Annotated in this window: 19 protein-coding genes; 4 read left to right on the forward strand and 15 right to left on the reverse strand. The window is 34.3% G+C overall.

Going from position 1 to position 22,759, the window contains the following annotated elements; all coding sequences use genetic code 11:
* Positions 1-217: 217 nt before the first annotated feature.
* From LDX54_RS06365 to LDX54_RS06385, 5 genes are read right to left on the reverse strand one after another with little or no spacing between them, the layout of a single operon-like run.
* On the reverse strand, positions 218-1,195 hold the full coding sequence (locus tag LDX54_RS06365) for an HD domain-containing protein (protein ID WP_122026246.1): 978 nt from the start codon (positions 1,193-1,195) through the stop codon (positions 218-220).
* Complete coding sequence (locus LDX54_RS06370) at positions 1,188-3,689, reverse strand: AAA family ATPase (protein WP_265666569.1); 2,502 nt, start codon at positions 3,687-3,689, stop codon at positions 1,188-1,190. Before LDX54_RS06370 ends, LDX54_RS06365 begins: the two co-directional genes overlap by 8 nt.
* Positions 3,676-4,887, reverse strand: a complete 1,212-nt coding sequence (locus LDX54_RS06375; protein WP_265666568.1) for a DNA repair exonuclease — start codon at positions 4,885-4,887, stop codon at positions 3,676-3,678. Before LDX54_RS06375 ends, LDX54_RS06370 begins: the two co-directional genes overlap by 14 nt.
* Positions 4,888-4,896: 9 nt before the next feature.
* On the reverse strand, positions 4,897-5,247 hold the full coding sequence (locus LDX54_RS06380; RefSeq protein ID WP_046325142.1) for a YlbF family regulator: 351 nt from the start codon (positions 5,245-5,247) through the stop codon (positions 4,897-4,899).
* A gap of 15 nt (positions 5,248-5,262) precedes the next feature.
* A complete protein-coding gene (locus LDX54_RS06385) occupies positions 5,263-7,320 on the reverse strand; it encodes a PBP1A family penicillin-binding protein (RefSeq protein WP_046325143.1) in 2,058 nt (685 codons plus the stop codon).
* Between the two features lie 84 nt (positions 7,321-7,404).
* On the opposite strand from LDX54_RS06385, the gene LDX54_RS06390 reads away from it, so the two are divergent.
* Complete coding sequence (locus tag LDX54_RS06390) at positions 7,405-8,271, forward strand: RluA family pseudouridine synthase (protein ID WP_198202101.1); 867 nt, start codon at positions 7,405-7,407, stop codon at positions 8,269-8,271.
* 202 nt (positions 8,272-8,473) lie between these two features.
* Positions 8,474-9,844 carry a serine hydrolase domain-containing protein gene (locus LDX54_RS06395; protein WP_265666567.1) on the forward strand — a complete coding sequence of 457 codons (1,371 nt, stop codon included), beginning with the start codon at positions 8,474-8,476 and terminating at the stop codon, positions 9,842-9,844.
* Between the two features lie 93 nt (positions 9,845-9,937).
* Here the strand turns inward: LDX54_RS06395 and LDX54_RS06400 are convergent, their stop codons facing one another.
* The 4 genes from LDX54_RS06400 to LDX54_RS06415 all read right to left on the reverse strand — a co-directional run bounded on the left by LDX54_RS06400 (position 9,938) and on the right by LDX54_RS06415 (position 12,654).
* Entirely contained in the window at positions 9,938-10,657 is a 720-nt protein-coding gene (locus LDX54_RS06400) for an acyl-CoA thioester hydrolase/BAAT C-terminal domain-containing protein (RefSeq protein ID WP_265666566.1), read from the reverse strand.
* A gap of 120 nt (positions 10,658-10,777) precedes the next feature.
* Entirely contained in the window at positions 10,778-11,056 is a 279-nt protein-coding gene (locus LDX54_RS06405) for a PRD domain-containing protein (RefSeq protein ID WP_265666565.1), read from the reverse strand.
* A gap of 6 nt (positions 11,057-11,062) precedes the next feature.
* A complete protein-coding gene (locus LDX54_RS06410) occupies positions 11,063-11,356 on the reverse strand; it encodes a CAT RNA binding domain-containing protein (protein WP_265666564.1) in 294 nt (97 codons plus the stop codon).
* A gap of 431 nt (positions 11,357-11,787) precedes the next feature.
* Positions 11,788-12,654 (reverse strand): aldo/keto reductase, encoded by an 867-nt coding sequence (locus LDX54_RS06415; protein WP_265667648.1) that lies wholly within the window; start codon positions 12,652-12,654, stop codon positions 11,788-11,790.
* A gap of 128 nt (positions 12,655-12,782) precedes the next feature.
* On the opposite strand from LDX54_RS06415, the gene LDX54_RS06420 reads away from it, so the two are divergent.
* Positions 12,783-13,352: a histidine phosphatase family protein gene (locus LDX54_RS06420; protein ID WP_046325156.1), complete on the forward strand. Its 570-nt coding sequence runs from the start codon at positions 12,783-12,785 to the stop codon at positions 13,350-13,352.
* 126 nt (positions 13,353-13,478) lie between these two features.
* On the opposite strand, the gene LDX54_RS06425 is transcribed toward LDX54_RS06420, so the two are convergent.
* Both LDX54_RS06425 and LDX54_RS06430 read right to left on the reverse strand, forming a co-directional pair.
* Entirely contained in the window at positions 13,479-15,737 is a 2,259-nt protein-coding gene (locus LDX54_RS06425; RefSeq protein WP_265666563.1) for a family 78 glycoside hydrolase catalytic domain, read from the reverse strand.
* Positions 15,737-17,032 carry a PTS transporter subunit EIIC gene (locus LDX54_RS06430; protein ID WP_265666562.1) on the reverse strand — a complete coding sequence of 432 codons (1,296 nt, stop codon included), beginning with the start codon at positions 17,030-17,032 and terminating at the stop codon, positions 15,737-15,739. Before LDX54_RS06430 ends, LDX54_RS06425 begins: the two co-directional genes overlap by 1 nt.
* A gap of 134 nt (positions 17,033-17,166) precedes the next feature.
* On the opposite strand from LDX54_RS06430, the gene LDX54_RS06435 reads away from it, so the two are divergent.
* Positions 17,167-18,135, forward strand: a complete 969-nt coding sequence (locus LDX54_RS06435; RefSeq protein ID WP_265666561.1) for an AraC family transcriptional regulator — start codon at positions 17,167-17,169, stop codon at positions 18,133-18,135.
* Between the two features lie 126 nt (positions 18,136-18,261).
* On the opposite strand, the gene fba is transcribed toward LDX54_RS06435, so the two are convergent.
* From fba to LDX54_RS06455, 4 genes are all read right to left on the reverse strand, one after another.
* Positions 18,262-19,176, reverse strand: a complete 915-nt coding sequence (gene fba, locus LDX54_RS06440; protein WP_034980057.1) for a class II fructose-1,6-bisphosphate aldolase — start codon at positions 19,174-19,176, stop codon at positions 18,262-18,264.
* Positions 19,177-19,273: 97 nt separating this feature from the next.
* Positions 19,274-20,959 carry an arginine--tRNA ligase gene (argS, locus tag LDX54_RS06445; protein WP_265666560.1) on the reverse strand — a complete coding sequence of 562 codons (1,686 nt, stop codon included), beginning with the start codon at positions 20,957-20,959 and terminating at the stop codon, positions 19,274-19,276.
* Between the two features lie 258 nt (positions 20,960-21,217).
* Positions 21,218-21,865, reverse strand: coding sequence for a L,D-transpeptidase (locus LDX54_RS06450; RefSeq protein ID WP_174795420.1), 648 nt, complete (start codon positions 21,863-21,865; stop codon positions 21,218-21,220).
* A 44-nt stretch (positions 21,866-21,909) separates the two neighbouring features.
* Complete coding sequence (locus LDX54_RS06455) at positions 21,910-22,758, reverse strand: NAD(P)H-hydrate dehydratase (RefSeq protein WP_046325159.1); 849 nt, start codon at positions 22,756-22,758, stop codon at positions 21,910-21,912.
* Position 22,759 lies beyond the last annotated feature (1 nt).

The raw sequence follows: 22,759 nt of genomic DNA on the forward strand, positions 1-22,759 counted from the left end.
AGTTTGATCAAAATTATTTTTACATTTATCAAAATGTTTATCAAAATGTTGCGTGAACGAGAAATTCTGCTTAAATTAAGGCAAATGAAAAAGCAGCTAAAAGTAATGTCGTACTTTTAGCTGCTTTCTAGCTCTCCGTTTGCAAGTATAAAGCTAATATTTTATATTTTTTGCTAACCCTCAATAAAGTTATTTGCTTCTCATATTCTCTAAGCAATTATTCTAATTTATGTGATTTAGCTAAAGATTCATCATCTTTAGGTCTATAAAATTTCCGGCCACCCTGACTCATAATATTTTCGGTAAAATTGCCCGGTCGTGTATGTTGTAAAGCATTAGTAATAGCGTAAATTGACGCATCTAAATCATCAATGCGATGTAACAATTCTGCTTCAAGGAGTGCCGGCAATTTAGGTGAGCCATACTCAAATTTACCATGATGAGACAAAACCATATGACGCAATAAGAGCAAGTCTTCAGATTCAAGGTCAATATTTAGTTGTTGCGCCGCTAACATTATTTGCTCGTCAATTAAAACCAAGTGGCCAATCAAGTTACCTTCATTAGTATATTGAGTGGCAGCCGGACCAGTTAATTCCAATACTTTACCCATATCATGTAAAATACAGCCAGCATATAATAATGAACGATTAATTTGCGCATAATTATTTGCCAGGCCTTTAGCATCCCGCAACATTGATAATGTATGGTATGCCAGACCTCCTCGCACGGCATGGTGGTTACTTTTTCCAGCTGGAAACTCAAAGAACCGCTTGTCCCATTTTTTTAATAAAAACCGTACTATCCGGTTCCAGGTTGGATTCAAAATTTCAAAAACGTACTGATTGATTTCTTCTTTCATATCAGCAACTTTTTCTGGGGCTGATTTAATAAACTGCCTGAGATCATAACCTTCTTCAGGGCCAACAACCCGTAGACTATAAATTTTTATTTGTGGCTGCCCCTGATATTCTTCCCGTTTGCCGTTAAGTTCAACAATTGTTCCTGAATTAAATGTAGAGGCATCTTGGTCATTGGCATCCCAAAAATTACCGCGAATTTCACCAGATGAATCACCAAATGACATTGCCAAATAGAGCTTACCCTTTTTGGTATGTCTTAGTTGCGAGTTCTTAATTAACACGACCAGTTCTAACTCTTCGCCATCATTATAATCCAGCAAACGTTTATACATGTTCGGTTCCTTTCTTAAAAGTTAGCGGCTGTAATTGCAGTTTATCAACAAGGCTTTTTTGAGCAGTAAAGATCAATACCTGGTTGCTTTGCGCAATTGTCTGCAGCAACTTTTCAATTTCATTGATCCTTTGATCATCAAAGTTAACAAAAGAGTCATCAATCAAAATTGGTAAATTAATTTGATCCTTTATTTGTTCAACAAAAGCCAATTTCAAAGCAAAATAAAGTTGCTCAGAGGTACCCCGAGAAAGATATTCCACCGCTAATTTTTTACCATCAAAACGAGTAACCATTATTTTTTTACCTATTTCAATATTATTATACCGATTATTTGTTAATAGTCGCAAATATTCTTTAGCAGTAATCAGCATTTTCGGAAAACGTTCATTAGATGCAAGATCAAGTGCGCGGCTAATCCACTTAGCAGTAAATAAATTAGCCAAATACTCCGCGCTTAAATTTCTAAGTCTAGTTCTTAAGTTTGCTAATTTTTGTTTTTCCTCGAATACCGCCGTTGAACTGGCCAGATTTTCCATCTTGACTTTAGTTTCAGCCGTTTTACTTTGTAAAAGGTTAATATTTTCATTTAGTAAGGAAATTTGAGCAGCTAAATCCTGTAATTTCTTGTGTCCACTACTTTTATCCTGTACATATTCTTGCAGCTGGATAAGGTCGCTTTGCAAACTGGATTTGAGAGCACTAATTTGGTTTTTAATATTATCCTGTCTCAGCTTTTGTTTTTGAATTTCTCGATATTCATCTAAGCTGCTAACTTGAGCTCTTGCCAAAATCATTTTCAATTTAACATTAATTTCTTGGAGCTCTTCATTATTTTCAGTTAAATTGTTTTTTAAACTATTTTGCTCTTCTCTGCGCTTACGATCCGTGTCTATTTTTTCAGCAAGTTGATCTAATGCAGTCAATACATCAGAAAAATTAGTACCTATTGCTTGTTTCAGTTCTTGACCTAACTGCATTGCAAAGGGCGTGAGCAAATCAGATATTTCTGTTTTACGTAACTGATTTCTCTTTAAGTTTTGGGATAAAACCTGGTACTGCCGCCATTCGTTGATCAAATTATTAAGATCTAAATTGCTAGGATCAATGCTATATTGTTGCTCAAATAAATATCGTTGCTCTTTAACTTTTCTGCTTTTTTCAGACTGTGCTTCATTTGATTTTTGCACTTGCTTTTGCTGGTAGTAACCAAGCACTGCAAAAGCTACCCCAACACCAACAGCCAAAAAACCAAGGGCACGAGCAATGAACAATAAAATTAGTCCTAAAATGAAAATAGTTCCACCTAGCAAAAGAAATTGCTTAGGCTTATTACTTTTATCCTGGTTAATAACTGTTTCTTTTAGCGGTAATTTGTGAAAATCTTCCTGCAACTTAATTACTTGCTCTTGAGTCAATGCAGCAACTTGGTTCAGGTTGGGATCAAGAGTAATGAGCTGCTGTTGTTCGCTTTTAATTTGCGTCTCTTTTTGTAGGCAGCTATGGTATTCCGCTTGCCACTGTAAAATTTCCGGCTTCTTTTGCAGCAGCTTTGTTTCACTAATATCCTCATCTTTAACTTGAGAATATTCAGTTAGCTTTTCCGTGATTTTTTGCTGTTTTTTACGCAAAGTTTCTGCTTGAACTGCTAAATTTTGTGCAGATTGATATTGCTCCGAGTCAAAATGAATTGCTTTGGTCTGACTTTGTAAATCCTGCAATTTTTCGTAACTGGGTACAAGCTTTTCAACTTTTTCCAAGTTGTCATATTTTCTTTGCAGATCTAGTCTTTTTGCTTCTTCGTGGTGTTGCAGCTCTTCTTGTTTTTTTAAGTCACTATTCAGCTCTTTATACACAGAAAATTCATTTTCAGAATCACTGACTTTACTTTGCTGCTCTTGAATCTGCAGTAAAAGTTGGTTAAGCGGAAGTTTTCTGCCCCTCTTTTTAAATAAACTATCAGCATTTTTGGCAAAATTATCGCGCACAGTTATCAATTTATCACTGTCGGCTGCGCCCAAGTAATATATACGTTCTAATAAGTCATTTTGCTTGATCTGGTCAACTTTTGTCAACATATCCTGGTTAAAGATAAAACTGTCGGCATAAAAGTCACCGTCAATATTCTTTATTTGGTCAAAAAAAACATTTTCGGGCACTACTTGATTGTCACATTTAACTGTTAGTGTGCCCAATTTAGAACCTTTGCCGTGGGCGTATAGGCGTTCCAATTCATAGCGCTGTCCTTTTTCATTTTCAAAAAGCAAATACCCTCCCATTGGGCTAACTTGGGCCAAAGGAGTGTAGTTTTCAAAAAAAGGGGAATTGTGTGAAGCAAGATGAAAGCCAAACAAAATTTGTTTAATAAAAGCTACGATTGTGCTTTTCCCTGCTTCATTTGTACCATAAAAGACGTTAACGTCGGGATTAAGTAAATCAAAAGTGAAATTTGAAAATTGACCAAAATTAATTATCTTAAGTTTAATTAATTTCATCATTGACTCCTTTCAATTTACTGTTCAGCTTGACTTCTGCCAGTTGTTTAACTTCCTGAATAAAACTTGGGTCATGGGCCAAATTATTGGTAAACTCAGTTTTTAAGGACCAGTCTTTACTAATTTGGGCAAATTGATCCGGCGTAAAAATCTCTTCTTCAGCCTGTGTAAAATATTTTTGATCATTAACAGCAACAGCTAATTTGCTTCCATTAAGGAAACGCACATCTACCAGTTGAGAACCATGAGCAAGTTTTTCTGAAATCATTTGCCAAAAATCACTGTCTTGAATTAATTCGGCTTCTTTTTCATTTAAAAAATCTGCACCGATTATTTGTAGGCAAAAATAGCTAGTGGTAGTCGCTGGCAAACAATTAATTATCATCTTTTCCAGCTCGGTTTTTGCTATTGGCTTAGTTAATTCAAGCTGCTTTTTATCCCAAGTAATAAGATTAGTCTGAACAAAATGAATTTTGGTTTTCTTTGTTTGTTCATCAATAGTGCCTAAATAACAGCCTTTGGGACCAGTTTCGTTAATGTGACGGCCCTGAATATTACCAGGATAAACTATTAGTGGCGTTTCTGACAATATTTGCCTTAAATGGATATGACCCAGAGCAAAATAGTCATAATTAAGATTTTGTAATTCACTTAAGGTAAATGGAGCATATACATTTTGAGAGCTCAAACCCGCCCTTTCCTGAGCATGCATAATACCAAAAGTGTAACGATTATTTTTAGGAGGAAATTGGGCAGCAAGATCATCTGTAATGTGATTGGCCAAATATGAAAAACCAATCACATCATAGTCAAAACCACTTCTGGTAGTGTAAGAGGCAGTTTCAACTTTTTCGTCCTCACCTAATAATTTAAAATACGGGCTTTCAGGCACCAATAGGTCTTCTTTTGCCATATGATCATGATTACCTAAAACCATAACTACTTGTATTTCAGCTGTGATTAGCCGCTCAATTTCGCGCGCAAAAAAAATCTGGGCGCTGGGATTAGGCTTGAAACTGTCAAAAGTGTCGCCTGCAATTAAGACTAGATCAACATTTTCCCTAATAGCTAAATCGACAATGTTAGTTAAAGATTGCATTGGAGCTTTTTGAATTTGATTAAAGCTCTTAGATGGTAAAAAAGATAGTCCCAAAAATGGACTATCTAAATGTGCGTCAGCAAAATGGATAAATTTCATCGTTATATTTTAATTTCTAAGGCCGTCATAAAGGTCATTAATGGGTTTGGTAATTGCCTTTTGAACATCTTCAATTGTTTTAGAGACAGCCTGCTCAGCTTGCAAAAGTTGCAATATTTGATCATTCTTTTGCACTTTTTCATTCAACTTTTTATAATCTTCCTCTAAATCCTTAGGAAAGTCTCTTCCTTCAGTTTGAGAATTAATGATTTTAGTTTGCATCTCATCCATTTGCTTGAATAAAGCTGCACTTTCCTCATTATTTTTCACGGCATTAACAGCATTTTCTAAAGCCTTAAATTCATCAAGCTTTTGGAAATCTGTCGCCACTTGATTTGCTGAATCGTAAATATTTATCATATTTTTTCCTCCTAATTAGTGACCTAAAAGTCCTTTTATGTCATTATACCATTCATTAATCTTTTCACTGGCAGATCCGAGCCCTTTTTCAATTTTTTTACCAAAACCTTGCGTCCAATCAGTACCAGCACCGTTATTTTGAATAATTTGCCTTGGCGCTTGTTCTCTAAATTGATTTTGTGCGGTATACGGCAAAATACCTTCCATTTCAGCTTTATAAAGCCTTGTGATACCAGTTTCGGATACACCGTGCATGAAATGCTGCTGATTAGTGCGATCAAAGCCGACCCAAGTTGCTACAACAACATCTGGAGTATAACCAACGATCCATTGGTCCTTAGTGCCAAAACCGTATGAATTAGGAACTTCGGTAGAACCGGTTTTGCCAGCAACTCGATATCCGGCAGGTTGAGCTGAAGTTCCTGTACCGCCTGCAAATACGCCTAACAGCATTGTAGTCATCTCTTTAGCAGTATTTTCAGAGATAATTCGATGAGTACCTGTATCGTGATTTTCCGCAATCACATTGCCACTTGCATCAGTAATTTTGGTAATAAAGTAAGAATTATTCGGTAAGTTACCTTTATTAGCAAAAGCCGAATAGGCACGAGCCATTTGAATAGGTGAAACACCAGTCGATAATCCGCCTAAAGCCAAAGCTAAATTTTGATCCTCTTTTGCTACCTTCAAGCCGAAATTATTAGCAGACTGGACGCCTTTAGCTACTCCAATGCGGTCTAATAGCCAAACAGCAGGCACGTTTTTACTTTGCGCCAAAGCCACATACATAGGAATTTTATCCGAATAACCGTTGTCAACATTGTGGGGCTGATAGCCATTCTTCCCGAAGCGCTGCAGTTTGTTAGAAAGCTGGGAATCATAATGATATCCTTGCTGCAAGGCAGGCGCATAAGAAACAATAGGTTTAATAGAAGAACCAGGTTGCCTCTTCATTTGTGTCGCGCGATTATAACCGCGAAAGACATGCTTGCCCCGTCCTCCTACCACAGCGCGGACTGCACCAGTAGTAGGATCCATCACTACCGTAGCACCCTGAGTTTTAGTTCCATCAGCGGCATTTTGAGGGAATAAGTAATCCTGGTTAAACCTTTCTTGCAGCTGACTCTGATAATTTTGATTAAGAGTAGTGTATATTTTCAGGCCCTTATTCATGACATCTTCTTCTTTTAAGCCATAGCGATTAATTGCTTCATCCACGACAGCGTCAAAGAAGTAGGGATAACGATAACCATCTTTATTATGATATGTATCACGTAAAGTTAAACCAATTTTTTGTTCACTTTCAGCCTGTGATTTTGATAATTTTTTATTATCAACCATCAAATTCAAAATTAAATTGCGTCGCGATAAAGCATAAGACATGTGATCAATGGGATTATACTTGCTAGGATTACGCAAAATACCTGCTAACGTGGCACCTTCACCAACTGTCAGCTGACTGGCATTCTTGCCAAAATATTTTTGGCTGGCATCTTCTACGCCCCAGACGCCATTACCAAAATAGGAATTGTTAAGATACATCGTTAGTATATCTTTTTTGGAATAAACATGATTAAGTTCGATAGCAAAGAAAAGTTCCTCAACTTTACGCGAAAATGTTTGTTTTTGAGTTAATAAGGCATTTTTAGCTAATTGCTGGGTGATAGTTGAACCGCCTCCGGCAATTTGCCCGTGATTAAGCACTATACCTAGAGCGGCACGCCCCATTCCCTTAATACTAAAGCCGGGATTTTTCCAAAAAGTCCTGTCCTCGGTCGAAATTACAGCATTTTTCACGTTAGGTGAAATTTTGTTGTATTCAACATAAGTTCCCTTTTGTGAGTATAATGAGCCTGCTCGTTGGTTTTTTTGATCATAAATTCCCGTCGTAACAGGTAATGACGCTTTTAAATTTGATATATTGGATGTTTTAACTTTAACGGTATAATAAGTACAAACCAAGAGAATGACGGTAAGCAAAATCAAAATGATCCAGCGACCGATAAAAAAACGATGATCAAAACGGTACCATAAGCCACGTTTTTCGTTTTTCTTTGGTTCATTGTTTTCCATTTTATCTGCTCCTTTAGAAACAATTAAAATTGTATCATATTAGAGGATATTACTTTTATTTTCAAAAAGATTTAACAAATATTTATGAGCTATTATTTTACATTTAATTTTCCCCAAAATCTCAAACCATGCTCAGTAAACGACTTATTGCGTCTTTTGCTGATCCCACGCAAATGGCGTCATTACTTACGAACTGAACACCAGATTTTGATTAACGGCACTTATCATTATTTTAATCAAATGGTCTTTCCAGACGATAAAATTGAGCTGTGGCTAAAACACATTGAGAGTAGTCAAAATACTTATCCAGCAAGCGGACAAATGCCAGAAGTGATTTACGAAGATCAAAATCTGTTAATTATTAATAAACCCGCAGGACAAAAAACACATCCTAACTTAAATGAAACCAACACTGCCTTGAATGATTGTGCTACTTATTTAAGGTACTCTCCTTTTATTGTACATCGTTTGGATATGCTAACCAGTGGTTTACTTTTGGTTGCTAAGAATCCGGCAGTTGTTCCTATTTTAAATCGTGAATTAAGCAGTAAAATTTTTCACCGTGAATACTTAGCAGTAGTCAATATGACTAAGCCAATAGCAGATACTGGCATAATTAACCTGCCCCTTGGACGAGACCCACTTGATAAGCGCAAGCGCAAGATTGTTGCTGACGGACTTAAAGCAATCACACATTACCAAATTCTAAAGTGCTTTAGCAATAATACTGCTTTAATTAAGCTCGACTTAGAAACAGGAAGAACACACCAAATCCGTGTTCATTTAGCGGCAATAGGTTGTCCGATTGTGGGTGATCCTTTATATAATCCTACTTTTATAAGCAAAGAATATTTACATTTAACCGCTTATCAAATTTCTGTGGTACTGCCATTTTCATTTGAAGAATTAAAAGTCAATCTGCCTAAAGCTAAAATACCTTTGCTCAAGTAAAAAATCCCTCAAGAGCTTTTACTTAGGTATTAAGTAGTTAAAAATCCTGTTGCTGTTTACCATAATAAAACAATGGTCATCTAACCAATATCACATTGAGCACAATTATTATCTTAATTACGCGACTTCATTAGTGTAAATTACCAGATGCTCTTGTATAATTCTATTATTGAAAATTTATATAAAGAAATTGAGAGTGAACATGAATAATCAAAAAATTGCTGATTTAGCAAAAAATGTTAGTGACACGTTTAATTTACCTAGTTTAGGTGTAGGCGTTTATCATAAAGGTGAAAGTTACAGTCACGTCTTTGGCGATGCAGAGCAAAATAGTTTGTATCCTTTAGCATCAATTTCAAAAACCTTTTTTGCCACTGCAGTTTGCCAATTAGCTGATTCAGGTAAAATTACTTTGGATGACCCGTTAAAAAAATATTGGCCTGATTTCAAACTAAGAGATAAATATGCCGCAGACCATTTAACTTGGAGGGATGCTTTAAGTCACCAAAGTGGATTGCCAGCTCATGACTTAATGCGTTTTACCAATATGAACAAGCATGATCTTACTTTAAAAGAAAAGGCAGAACATGTTGGTTTTTTAGAGCCTAATCATGAACTGCGTTACAAAATGCAGTATAGTAACCTGGTTTTTGCTGTTGCTACATATGCTTTTGAACAAGCTATTAATCAAGATTACGGCAGTTATGAGCACGAGCATTTACTGAAGCCTTTGCATTTGAACAATACTTATGTTAATCATCACGAGGCACCACGTGAAAGAATAGTCAAGCCGTATATTAGAGATAATGACATTACCGAAGAAGTGCCATTTATTGCGCCTGGAAAAGTTGGTGGTGCCAGCAGCATGCTTTCAACTATATCTGATTTGCTAACTTGGGCCAAATACCAATTAAAATTGCAAAAAGAAAGCAAAAATAACGCAATGGCTGAGCATTTTCTGCCTCAATCTATTATGTCTCCTAGCCGTGCGTATGGCGGCGCAAATTTTGGCGCTTATGGTCTGGGCATGATGATGGAAGATTACCGGGGACATAAATATTTCTACCATAGCGGTTCATATATTGGCTATTGTTCTTTCATGGGCTTTGTTCCTGACCTTGACTTAGCTTTTGTCTCAACAACAAATTTGGATTCAACTGATGCCATTTTTGCTTTAGCTTATCAAACTATTGATAATGTTCTGGATATTCACGAAACAGACTGGACCAGTAAAATTAAAAAGATAGTTGATAAAAAAGTAGCAACTCGTGAGGAAAGAATTAAAGAACAAATAGGGGAAATCCCACAAAGTGTTGAAGCAGAAGATAATCTTTTAGGTGATTATGAAAACCCAGGCTATGGTTTAATTACACTAAAAGAAAAAAATGGTGATTTATTGGTTACCATCGGTAAATGGGACTACCCGGTATTTGTAAATGAGGAAGGCAAAATGTTTGTAGAAGAAAGGCTGTACCAGCACGAACTTTTGCCAATTGAACTTCAGGAAAAACAAGTTTTATTATGGACTGACCGCGCACTTAACAAACCAACAGTATTTAAAAAGATAAACTAAAAAGCCTAACTTTTTCAAAATTAAAGCTAGGCTCATAATATTTTCTAGGCAACCAGCTTAATTAAAAGCTGGTTTTTTTATTTAATATGTGAACTATTCCATCACAACTTTACCTATTACCTCATTAAGCTTGGTAAAATCGCCAGTTTCAACATTATAAGTATGATTTGCATTTTCTACAGTAAAAGAATCTACATTAGTCATATGACAATTTTTAATAAAGTTTAAGCTAATATTGGGGTCTAAAGTTGGATCACTGGTGCATACTTCAACTAAAATCGGATTTTTAAAGTTTTTAATGTTATCATTCAAAGTTGTTTTCAATTCATCAAAGAATCTGCGGTATACGAGTTCAACACCACCGCTACTAGTATGAACAATGCAGTAGCCTAAATTATCCATTTCAAATTTATCATATGCCATTTCCAATGGTTCTGAAGTATTAATCGCACCATTTAAAGAAACTATGATTTTAGCTGGTAAATCTGAGCAGGTAAATACTAAACGGCCACCGAGACTATGACCTAACAAGCCAACATTATTTTCTGCAACATAAGGTAAACTTTGCAAGTATTTAAAACTGGCCTTGACCTCTTCTGTCATTACTTTCATACCATAATTTTCTCTAGAATATAGGTTCTCACCCATACTGCATAAATCTATTCTAGCTTCTACTATTCCTGCCTCAACTATTTTTTTACTGATTCTTGCCAGCATATGATTATCATTGTTTCTAGAGGACATGAAGCCATGAACCAACAACATAGCCGGAAATTTATCTCCATTATCTGGAATATCAATCTGTATCGGCACTTCATGATCAATGCACTTTAAAAACCGTAATTCTTCACGAACTTCAATTATCTCCTTGTGTAAGTCTCGATGATTTTATGATTTAGATATATTATACTGTTATTTTTAATCAAGTGTTATCTAATTAAGATATGAATATTTGATTGCATTTACTTCCCCTTCGACTTCTTTAACAACTTCCATTATCTGCTTGAGCTCATTCATTCCATTGTTATTCCCAATCAAATTAACAACATCTATAGTTAAAAAACCAATTTCATCATCAGGTAATTCAACATTTAAAGCCGCATCCAAATAATCCAATATCCATTCCGCAACTTGAAATTCTTTGCGATAAAAAAGCTCAGCTTCCTGCATAAAACCAAAAGGCATACTAATACTATGTTTATAGCGATACATTATTCCTTAAATATGATCTGAAATAACAAAGTATGCATCATCTGCAAGTGGCTGTTCTAATTTTCTTTCTGCATAGCGAATAATAATAGTGGCCATTTCAAAATATTCATCAGGTATTTGTTCAATTAGTTTAGTAATTTTTTGATCAGCATTAGTATAAATTTTGTCAATTCTCGACTTATCTATTTCATCTCCTTCTTTTTTACCAAAAGTAATTCCTTTGCCAATAACAATAATTGAGTCTGAAGAACTATTTGTACAAATAGCTGCACTGTTATTTAGTTTATGAAGAATCTTCAATTTCTACCTCCTTTCTGGTTCAAGACAAAATAAAAAAGGCCAAATATTAACTACATTAAAATAGTCTAATATTTGGTCTTGCTTTCAAAACGAAATAGCACCCATGTTTAATTTCATGAATTTTGCGCCGAAGCTAACAATTTCACTGAAATTATTATATTTTATTTCAGGGCCTATTGCAAGCGATTTCAAAAAATATAATTTTTAAATAGTTCCATCTATGGTTATTTGTTCTGCGATTTGTTGTATTTTCTTAACAAACTATTTGAAAAAGGCTGAATTACAAAAGTTTTCGCTTTTCAAGTTTTATAAACTTTGGTTTTTGTTCATAAATGAGAGTTCTTGACTTAAAATGCTTTGATACTACTTAGTTGAAATCATTAAGGTGTTTAGCTCAAAATTCCACAGTAAAATTTTTTCTTGATTTTTATTTATCTTTTTCCACCAAAAACTGGAAAATGACTGGCAGAGCCATAATCAAAAGTATTAATATTTTCTAGAGTAGCCATATCATCTTCACTTATTTCAAAATTCAATTCTGAATTTTGTTTCATATGTTCTGGATTGACAGACTTAGGTAAAACTACGGTATTAAGTTGCCAATCGTAACGAATACAAAGTTGTGCAACTGAAACATGATATTTTTCTGCCATCTTTTGAATTACAGCATTATTTAAAGCTTCGCCATGCGCAACAGGTGAAAAAGACTCAACTACAATATTCTGCTGCTGACAAAAATCAATTAGCTTTTTAGGTGTCGCACCAATATGACACAAAATTTGGTTAACCATAGGCTTAACATCACTATTGTCAATTAAGTTCTGCAAGTCTTCCGGTTGAAAACTAGAAACTCCAATAGCACGTAATTTCCCCTCTTTCAAAGCGTCTTCTAAAGCGCGCCAAGTTTCTAAGTTACCTGCAAAATGCCGATCATCAGATTGGTTTACCTCTTTCCATGGCTGCGGATTATGGATAATCATCATATCTAAATAATCAAGATCCATTCGCAAAAGAGTTTCATCAATAGATTTTTTAGCTTTTTGATAGTCTTTAATTTCAGCCTCTACTTTTGAGTTAACAAAAATTTGGTCACGAGCAATACCTGAATTTTTAATCCCCTGACCTACTCCACTCTCGTTATGATAAGCTTGAGCAGTATCAAGATGCCTATAGCCCATTTTTAAAGCAGATTCGACTGGTAAAGCCACTTCACTATCGGGAATTTTCCAAGTTCCCAATGCCAGTTTAGGGATCTTTACCCCGTTATTAAGTGTAAATGTTTCTTCAAAAATCATAATTTTTCCCTCCTTATGCCTTTTCTTGAGTATAACGCTTAACTTCATGTTTAAGTCAATCATTTTTCATTTAGATTTTTAAAACTTTTTTAGTTACAATTTAGTTTAAAAAGATAAAAGAAGGCAAATTTATGAAATATGTTTACTTAATGCGTCACGGACAAACTTTATTTAATGTCCAACATAAAATACAGGGCTTTTGTGATTCACCATTGACCACTCTGGGAATTAAACAAGCACAAACTACGAAAAAAGAATATTTTGAAAATGAACAGATTACTTTAGAAGAAGCTCATTGCTCCACTTCTGAAAGGGCGATAGATACTTTAAAATTAGTCACCAATTTACCATTTAAAACTCATAAAGATTTACGAGAATGGAATTTTGGTGCGTATGAAGGTGAGGGGGAGCACCTTAATCCGCCTTTACCATACAAAGATTTTTTTGTTCAGTTTGGTGGAGAATCTCAAGAACAAGTGGTTGCCAGAATTAATAAAGCGATTACAGAGATTGTAGAATCTTCATGCCATAAACAAATTTTAATCGTCTCCCATGCCGGAGCTATAGCTAATTTTTATAGAAAGTGGGAAAAATATAATATATTTAACCGTAATAATCACTATCAGAATTGTGCCGTTTTAAAATACGAATATGAAAATGGTATTTTTCGTTTGCAGTCAATATTTAATCCTAGCTGCTAAAGGAATTTAAAATAAAAAAGACTAATCATTAGTATTATCATTCCATTTATACGGAGTACATAACACTAATCTATTAGCCTTTTTATTACTCAGCTTTTTACTTTTACATTAAAGGAATTTTATCACTTATTTTTGAGAAAAATGTAGATTAATTCTATTATCTAACTTTTTAATAGTCATATTAAAGGATTTTAAATTTTCCCCCAAAGTATATTCAATCTTATTTGGCAAGCTTAGGTAATAATGCCAATTATTTTTTCTTAATATAGTCTCTGTATTAATTTTACCCTGTATTGTATTAATTGAAGTTTGTACTGTTGTAAGTTCATCATTAAAATACGGATTAACTAATATTTTAGAAAAACCCACAGCATTTTCGGTAAGACTTATACCGCCTAAAGCTTCAAAATACCATTTCAGATAACTTGCAAACATTGCATGATTACCAGAGTCAGATAGTTTTCCATCGGTAAATTGTTCTTTTAAGACTTGATTTCCATTGGACAACATGTGTCTAAAACTAATCTCGCCTGAATTAGTAAGCCACTTATAAACAATGTCGTCTCTATTTTCCTTGTGTAATATAGTATAAAGAATTGACTGACCAAAAATTCCACAATTGAATATATTATTTTCTTCTTTAATTCTTTTTTCTAAACCTTTTAAAAGTATATTTTTATTTCCCAAATTTAAGAAAAGCGCAAAAGCATATGCCGTTTGAGATTTTTGTCCGTATGTACCGTCCTCATTTTTATATAGTTGATCAATTGTTTTTCTAATTTTTATGTTTTCTTCTAATAACTTATTTATTTCTTTACCCGAAATGTTAGATATTTTGATTGTCAATTCATTGAATAATAATATTGTGCAATAGCCTACAAATGTTTTGTCAGGTGTAGCTTCGTAAAAATTTGTTAGCTTTGGACTTGCATGATCACCAATATCTTTTTGAGCTAATGTTGATAAATCCCATGACATTAGATAGTCATATTGTTTTCTCACGTATGGATAACGATCAGCTACAAATTTCTGATCTGCGTAATATTGATAATATTTATATATAAGATAAGGAAAAACTATTTGCCACAATAAAGGCCCCTCACCATCTCCTGTACCGTTTGTTTGAATACCCATATAAGGAGCTGTTTCAGGTATTCCGCCTCTATCGGTTTGCCCTAACAAAAAGTCATCAATTACCTTACGATTAAACTGGCTTAAATCAAAAATATCACTCATTGCTGTAATCAAAGCGACAATATCTCCTCCATATTGGAGGCGTTCACGTGCACAATCTTCATAAACCGAATGTACATTATTTAATCTTGTATTAATACCAGCATCAAATAAATTATTTAAAAAAGTATTATTTGTTTTAACCAAACCCGTTTGACTCAAATCGGTATGCACAGGTATGGCAAATAAACTTTTTATTTCATCAATACTCAAATTTTCTATTTCAATATACCTAAATGAATGATAAGTGAACTTATTTTTAAAGTTATTTATACCTTTTTTAGCATATATTACATCCTTTTCAAATGCTTTTTCAGGAGAACCAGGTCCACCTGTTATTCCTGGAATATTTCCAATTCCGCCTGCAAAAGAAGTTTCATAAGCTAATTTCCCATTTTCTTTAGTTTCGCAATAAAATATCTGAACTTTTTTATTTTTTGTACATTCAAAGTTTAATTTTAAAAAGCCAGAAGTTGTTTTTCCGAAGTCAATTACTAAATTTTCACCTTTCTTGCTCATTTTTACAAAGTAAATAGGTTCAAATTCTCTAATTTTTGGAATAAAACTTTTAACTAGTGTTTGTTGTTCTTTTTCAGTAAGTTTTACAGTTTTGTAAGATAGCCGTTTTCCTTCAAAAGAAGAATCAACTTCTTCACCTAAAAATAAATTATTAAAAATACGATCACCTGTCATTAAATGCCAAGCACTATTACTGGTAAAAATGACATTACCTTCTAAATCTAAAAGATCTAAGACAAATTTAGGTTCTCCAACATCTTTTAAACCATGGCGAAAATTATGTTTTCCAAAAAACTTTAAGGGAAATGGATTATACATACCATTACCTAATTCAACTTCTATAATATTTTCACCTATATGAATCAGGCCCGTAATATCATATTCATCGTAGTATTTTCTTTTCGAAAAATAAGTCCAATCGTTATTCAAAGCAGTATTGCTTGCTAGTCTACCATTAATTTTTATAATATAGTAACCTAGTACACATATTTTTAACTTTAAAGAAGTTACTTTTTCTAAATTAAAGCTCCCAGAATATATAACTGATGGATTTTTTTGATAATATTTTTCTTCGCTTAAACCATAATTAATATGTCTTCGCGTTAACCAATATCCCTGAAAAGTTCTAGTCATTATTTTCCTTTTTCATTTTTAATCTCTAATTTTAAATTTCGCTCATCTGCAATTTTAACAAACGGTATCCATATGAGTGTAGCAACAATGAAGCAAACGAGCTGTAACATTGCACCACGCCAGCTTCCAGTTACTAAAAATCCACTAATAATCGGAGGAGTAGTCCACGGAACTTGAACCGTTCCATTGGGTATTGGAACTAAATTTGTAACAAATGCTATGTATGAAATAATCGCTGAAACTGCTGGAGTTATTATTAATGGAATAAAGTAAGTAAAATCAAGCATCAATGGAATACCAAATAAAGTTGGTTCTCCTATTCCAAAAATATAAGGTATAAGTGCAACTTTCTTTAATGCTTTGTATCTTTCGCTATGTGCAACTATAGTTATGGCAATTATAGCACCTGCTACACCAATGCTGGCAAATTGATCCCAAAAGCTTTGATTTATAACATTAGGTAGTGCTTTATGCGTTAAATAAGCTGTTTTATTTTGATCTTGCAAAACCTGTAGAATTGGAGTCATTACGCTATTAACGATGCTATCTCCATGTATACCAAAAAACCATAAAAATTGTGAAAATAGTTTTGCTATTACAATACCAAAAATTGATCCTCCAACTGCTTTTAATGGTGTACCAAGAATCTTATTAATTATCTCAAGCGCACTCAAATTGAAATATGTTCCTAAAATTATCCTTATAACCCAAAAGACCGTTATAACAATTAATGAAGGAATAATTGATTCAAAAGGTTTTGAAACAGCAGGTGGCACCGAAGATGGTAATTTTATTGTAATCCCTTTTTTGTCTATAGTTCTATAAACGATAACGACAAGAATTGAAACAACTATTGCCAAAAAGATGGACTGAGCCCCTATGTTTGTAACCTGAAGTATGTTATTACCATTTTTATCAAGTTCATAAGGTGTCAAAATAAAGAAACACACTAGTGCTGTTAACATTATCGGTGTATCATCTAGCTTCATTTCAATCGCGAGATTTTTTGATATAGCTAGCAAAACAATTAGACCGCCAATTACTAAACTAGCATCATTTACTATTCCTAATCTTGCAGCAAATTCATTTACACTTAATTTAAAAAGGGAAGCTAAAAAACTTGTTACTTCGGGAATTGGAAAACTCCCAACTATTAAAAATACTGACGCTATAATAGTAAATGGTACATAAGCTAACATTCCATTTTTTATTGCTTGAATATACGCATTTGAATTAAAAAAAGCTGATAGTTTTCCCAATTTTCCTTGTATTTTTTCTGTCTGACTTGTTTTCATAATTGAATCTCCATGTTATCACTTTCTATGTAAATGCATTTACTTTTTCTTTCAATTTGAATTGTAAGCGATTCATATTAATGGTACAATATCAAAAAGTTTAATCATTTAGAACAGATATACAGGTAGAAATAATGGAAAAAAATATATACGCTCAGTTACTTGAGCCTAATCCCATTGAGTCTTCTCAATTAATTGACCATAAATTCCATAGCGATTTTAAAAATAAAACTCTTATTAGTCTAGAAAATTCACAGATACCTGTTTTTACAACTGGTTTTATTAAAAAAAGAGAGATTTATATTGCGAAGCATAATCGCTTTGCCTCATATCCTACGCATTCACATACATTTGTGGAAATCAATTACGTACTTAGTGGAAAAGCAGTAGAAATTGTTAATGGTCAAAAAATAATTCTTGAAAATGGAGATTTGTTGCTATTAGACATAGGAACAGTACATTCAATTAAGGCACTTGACTTTAAAGATATTCTTATAAATATTGTTTTTAGAGATATTAATTATGCATTTGACAATTTAAATAAATTCAGTGAAAATGATGCGATTGGGAACCTGTATTACTCTAATATTTTTGATAAACATTTTCTTTTATTCAAAAAAGAAGATACCGAATCTAGTTTACAAACGATAGTGGAATTAATGATTACAGAATATTTAAAAAACCAAAAGAATGCGGATTCCATACTAGATTCATACATAAATATTTTTTTCAAATTACTATTTCGTAATATTAATATTAATTCAAAAACAATTTATGACAGTGAACAAGATAAACTAGTATTAATAATCTTAAGAGAGATAATGAACTCCTATCAAACAATATCACTCAATCGCATTGCTACTAAATATAATTATAATAGAAATTATTTAGGCAACCTATTTAAAGAAAAGCTTGGAGATACTTTTTCAAATGTCTTAACTGATAAAAGACTGTCGGTTGCCTATGAGAAGCTGTTGCACAGTAATGATTCGGTTTACCAAATTGCTAACTCAGTTGGTATTTCAAATACAACCTTTTTTTATAAAAAATTTAGAGAAAAATACCACGAACTTCCTTTGGAAATTAGAAAGAAAAAACATTAAGAAAAAACAAAGTCTGAACAAAAAAATCTAAAAAAGTTTGGAAAAAGAAAAAGGCCAATAAATTAACGTCTCTTCAACGTAATTTATTAGCCTTTAAATTAAAGCTTTTTCAAACTTTTTATTTTATTATTCCAAATTCAATGAACTCTTATCAAAACCAGCTGACTTAATCTTGTCATCAATTGATGGAGTACCAAGCCAAGTGATCATTTCCTTCATTGAAGCTGTAATTGCTTCAGTACCAGGAAGAAGGAGCTTACGAGGGTCATAACCCTTGTTGTCTTTGTCTTCATCTTTGTGGGCTTCAAAGTACTTACGAGTAGCAGCTTGGAAAGCCAATTGGAATTCAGTGTTAATGTTAACTTTAGAAATTCCAAGGGAAATAGCCTTCTTAACTTGCTCTTCAGGAATACCTGAACCACCGTGTAAAACTAGTGGTACAGAAACTGCATCAGCAATTTCCTTTAAGCGATCAAAGTTCAAGCCCTTCCAGCCTTCTGGGTAAACGCCGTGAATGTTACCAATACCACAAGCAAGTTTGTCAACTCCTGCGGCTACGAAAGTTTTTGCGTCTTCAACAGATGCTAATTCACCACCATCGGCTCCTTGGTTTTCACCAATTTTACCAATTTCAGCTTCAACTGAAATACCGCGTTCATGAGCCAACTTAACGATTTCCTTGGTTTTAGCTAAGTTCTCTTCAGTTGGTAAAGCATGACCATCAAACATAACGGATGAGTAACCAAGAGCAATACATTCTTTAGCAGCTTCAAAGCTACCATGGTCTAAATTCAATACAACTGGAACAGAAATGTCCATTGCATCCATTTCATCTTCAACTAAGTCTTTAGCAACTTTATAGCCACCCATGTACTTAGCTGCACCCATAGAAACCTGAATTAAAACCGGAGTTCTAGTTTCTTCAGCTGCTTGCAAAATTGCACGTGTCCATTCCAAGTTGTTAGTGTTATAAGCACCTACTGCATAATGGTTTTTACGAGCATCCTTAAAGATTTGATTACCATTATCTAAATATGCCATTAAATATACCTCCTAATAAACTTACAGTCATATTGTATCGTATTAATTAAGCATTGAACAATCTTTTATTTGATGAAAACGTTATTTTTGAAAATTTTTACATTTCTTTAGGAGCATTGACACCTAATAGTCGCAAAGCCTCGGTTAAAACAATTGAGGTTGCTTGAACTAATGCCAATCGAGCACTTATTTGATCATCATCAACCAACACTTTGACATTAGCATAATATTTATTAAACTTCTTAGCTAAATCAAGTGCATATTTAGCAATAATTGACGGTTCAAACTTAGCACTGCTGCGAGCAATGATTCGAGGGAAGTCGGCCAAAGATTTAGTAACTCCAAAAGACCAGTTATCATCTATCTTTATATTAGAAAGACCAGGTTTATGTCCTTGTTCAGCAGCCTTACGCAAAACGCTTTGAGCACGCGCGTTTGTGTATTGCACGTAAGGACCAGTATCTCCTTCAAAACGGACAACTTCGTCAAGATCAAAATCAAAGTTTTCAGTCCGCTCGTTTTTCAAATCGTGAAAAATTACTGCTCCAACTCCCACATCATGAGCGACCTGGTCTTTATTAGCTAAATCAGGATTCTTTTGCTCAATTTGCTTTTGCGCCAAGTTAACAGCATCCTGTAAAACCTGATCAAGGAAAACTACATTCCCTTTTCTAGTAGAAAGCTTTTTACCATTTTGAGTAATTAAGCCGAAAGGAACATGATAAATTTCGTCAGCCCAATCATAGCCCATTTTCTTCAGAACGGTTTTTAACTCCACAAAATGCTGGGACTGCTCATTACCGACAACATAAAGCATTTTGACAAAATGATACGTATTTTGACGATAAATGGCTGCTGCCAAATCACGTGTTAAGTAAATACTAGTGCCGTCAGATTTCACAATCAAAGCTGGATTTTCATCTTTACCCATGTCAACAACTTGTGCACCGCGAGATTCATGCAAAAGTCCTTTTTCTTTTAATTCATCAATAACCGGCTGCATCTTATCATTAAAGAAAGCTTCGCCTTTATAAGAATCAAAAGTTACACCGAGTTCTTTATAAATACGATTAAAATCAGTTAGAGATACGTCCCGGAACCATTGCCATAATTTAACTGCTTCGGGATCGCCATCTTCTAGTTTTTTAAACCAAGCACGTCCTTCATCATCCAGTTCTGGATGTTTTTCAGCCTCTTTGTGAAATTTTACGTAGTACTTAAACAAATTCATGATGGGGTCTTTTTTCACATCTTCTTCAACGCCCCAATGCTTATAAGCAGCAATTAATTTTCCAAATTGAGTGCCGTAGTCACCTAAATAATTAATTTTTATAGGCGTATAGCCAACTTTTGCCAAAGTTTTAGCAATTGAATTACCAATCACAGTCGACCTTAAATGGCCCATAGACATTGGCTTGGCAATATTAGGACTAGACATATCGATCGGGACATTGCCCTTTCCTAAGTTTTGATCCCCAAAGTGCTCTTTTTGCTGCAAAATTTCTGCAAGACTTTGCGAGATCAATCTGCTATGATCTATTGAAAAGTTAACGTATGGACCTACAGCTGTGATAGATGCAAAATCAGTGCTCTTTAGCTCACTGGCAATATTTTGTGCAATAACTGCAGGATTTTTGTGTTCCACTTTTGCCAAAGCAAAGGCTGGAAATGCATAGTCACCCATCTTTTCATTTTTGGGCCTTTCAATTAACGAACTGATTTGCTCTTTGGAAAGGTCAACCTGTCCAGCAACCAACTCGACAACCTTGTCTTTAAAATCCATTTTTCCCTCCTAAATGCCAAAAAAAGTCTCTCCTTCACTAACTTGAAGAAGAGACGAGAATAACCCGCGGTACCACTCTTTTTGATACAAAGTATCCGCTTATTAAATTTTCTAATTGGTCGGTTAGACACGCCTTCAGTCATTTTTCCAGCCTGACTCTCATCAATCTCAAGCTCGCTATATTGGAAAAAATGCCTACTACTTCTAACTACTTTCATCAAATGATTATAACAGCAAATAATGTCTGCGCCAAATTTTTTAGTTATTTTTGATAATTACCTTTGTGCCGGCAGGAATGTTTTCAACCAACCAACGTGAGTCGGGAACGCTTAACCTGATGCAACCGTGAGAAGCAGGCTTAACTCCCAACTTTTCAGCCTCTTTAATGTTGTATTTGCCATTACTTTTTGTCGGAACCGAATGAAAAAGATAAACATTTTCCTTGTCCCAGCTGGTCCAGTTATTAGCGCCCTCGTTTAATTCAGGATTATAAAAAGAATCTCCACGATCATACTTTATTTTGTATGTTCCGGTTGGTGTTAACGATTTATTCTTTTTAAAAAGTCCTGCACTCGCTAACATGGTATATATTCTTTGATTGCCACGTAAAACATAAACACGATTACCTTTAAGCGATACTCTAATTTTCAAATTGTTTTCAGAATGCTTTATTTTGGGATAAGGCTTAGTTTCACTCGCTTTTTTCCAATTGAAAGGAGAACGCAAGTCTTTAGGGTCTTGATAAGGACGGTAAGATGCAGCAGTTTTTATAACCACTGTTTTCTTGGCATCCTTAGTTTTATTATCCATTTTGGGCTGAGTAGGCATGAAAACCCGCGCAAGACTGATAGCGCATATTAGAATAATACAAAAAGCAGTAAGAACTTTTAATAGACTTTTTTTCATATAATAACTTTTCTCCAAATCATATTTGTGTTTCAACGGAAAATCTATCCTTTGTCAGCATATTGATTCATCAACTGAGGCAATATTGCACTTATTTTAGTTGGGCGCACCACATAATCCGTTTCAGCAATTCTATCGCCAGCTAAGGAATGAAGATAAATTGCAGCCAGGACTGGATCTAGCGTGCCCCCAAACTGTGCTATAAAGCCACCAATTATCCCTGCTAATGTATCTCCCATTCCACCGGTAGCCATACCAGGATTACCGCTAGTATTTACAAAAATTTCGTTAGTACTAGTATAAACATGAGTGCGATTTGATTTTAAAACCAAAATAACATTTTGGGTAGGAAAAATCTTTTTTAAAGCACTCAAATTAGCACTATCAGTTTGATAAGGAATTCTAATTTGACTTAAACGCTGCCATTCCATTTGATGAGGTGTTAAAACGATCAAGCCAGCACTGGTCGGGATTAGCTTAGGGTCTTGTCCAATTAAATCCAAAGCGTTTGCGTCCAAAACTAATGTTTGATTTGAGGAAACATTCTGACAAAGAGTAAGCATCATTTGATGAGCAAAAGAGTTAGTTCCTAACCCTGGTCCGCAAACAATAACATCCATTTTAGTGATTAAATTTAGTAAGTTCCGATCACGCCAATCAATGAACATTACCTCAGGATTACGAGCATGTAGTGCATTCAAGTTAACTGGATGGGTAGCTACTGAAATTAGACCTGCACCGCTATTAAGCGCAGCTTCAGCTGCCATAATGATCGCACCACCATAATTTTCATTGCCCCCAATTAACAGGATTCTGCCATAATTACCCTTATGTGAATTACTGGGTCGTTTTTTAATTACTTTTGTCAAAATCTTTGCAGTTATTTCAGACATG

It is taken from the genome of Lactobacillus sp. IBH004, from assembly GCF_026185255.2.
Classification (GTDB): Bacteria; Bacillota; Bacilli; order Lactobacillales; family Lactobacillaceae; genus Lactobacillus; species Lactobacillus melliventris.

Coding starts and splice junctions, on each gene's coding strand:
- LDX54_RS06365 (WP_122026246.1), bottom strand. CDS start 1,195: ATGTATAAACGTTTGCTGGATTATAATGATGGCGAAGAGTTAGAACTG.
- LDX54_RS06370 (WP_265666569.1), bottom strand. CDS start 3,689: ATGAAATTAATTAAACTTAAGATAATTAATTTTGGTCAATTTTCAAAT.
- LDX54_RS06375 (WP_265666568.1), bottom strand. CDS start 4,887: ATGAAATTTATCCATTTTGCTGACGCACATTTAGATAGTCCATTTTTG.
- LDX54_RS06380 (WP_046325142.1), bottom strand. CDS start 5,247: ATGATAAATATTTACGATTCAGCAAATCAAGTGGCGACAGATTTCCAA.
- LDX54_RS06385 (WP_046325143.1), bottom strand. CDS start 7,320: ATGGAAAACAATGAACCAAAGAAAAACGAAAAACGTGGCTTATGGTAC.
- LDX54_RS06390 (WP_198202101.1), top strand. CDS start 7,405: ATGAGCTATTATTTTACATTTAATTTTCCCCAAAATCTCAAACCATGC.
- LDX54_RS06395 (WP_265666567.1), top strand. CDS start 8,474: ATGAATAATCAAAAAATTGCTGATTTAGCAAAAAATGTTAGTGACACG.
- LDX54_RS06405 (WP_265666565.1), bottom strand. CDS start 11,056: ATGTATCGCTATAAACATAGTATTAGTATGCCTTTTGGTTTTATGCAG.
- LDX54_RS06420 (WP_046325156.1), top strand. CDS start 12,783: ATGAAATATGTTTACTTAATGCGTCACGGACAAACTTTATTTAATGTC.
- LDX54_RS06425 (WP_265666563.1), bottom strand. CDS start 15,737: ATGACTAGAACTTTTCAGGGATATTGGTTAACGCGAAGACATATTAAT.
- LDX54_RS06430 (WP_265666562.1), bottom strand. CDS start 17,032: ATGAAAACAAGTCAGACAGAAAAAATACAAGGAAAATTGGGAAAACTA.
- LDX54_RS06435 (WP_265666561.1), top strand. CDS start 17,167: ATGGAAAAAAATATATACGCTCAGTTACTTGAGCCTAATCCCATTGAG.
- fba (WP_034980057.1), bottom strand. CDS start 19,176: ATGGCATATTTAGATAATGGTAATCAAATCTTTAAGGATGCTCGTAAA.
- argS (WP_265666560.1), bottom strand. CDS start 20,959: ATGGATTTTAAAGACAAGGTTGTCGAGTTGGTTGCTGGACAGGTTGAC.
- LDX54_RS06450 (WP_174795420.1), bottom strand. CDS start 21,865: ATGAAAAAAAGTCTATTAAAAGTTCTTACTGCTTTTTGTATTATTCTA.
- LDX54_RS06455 (WP_046325159.1), bottom strand. CDS start 22,758: ATGTCTGAAATAACTGCAAAGATTTTGACAAAAGTAATTAAAAAACGA.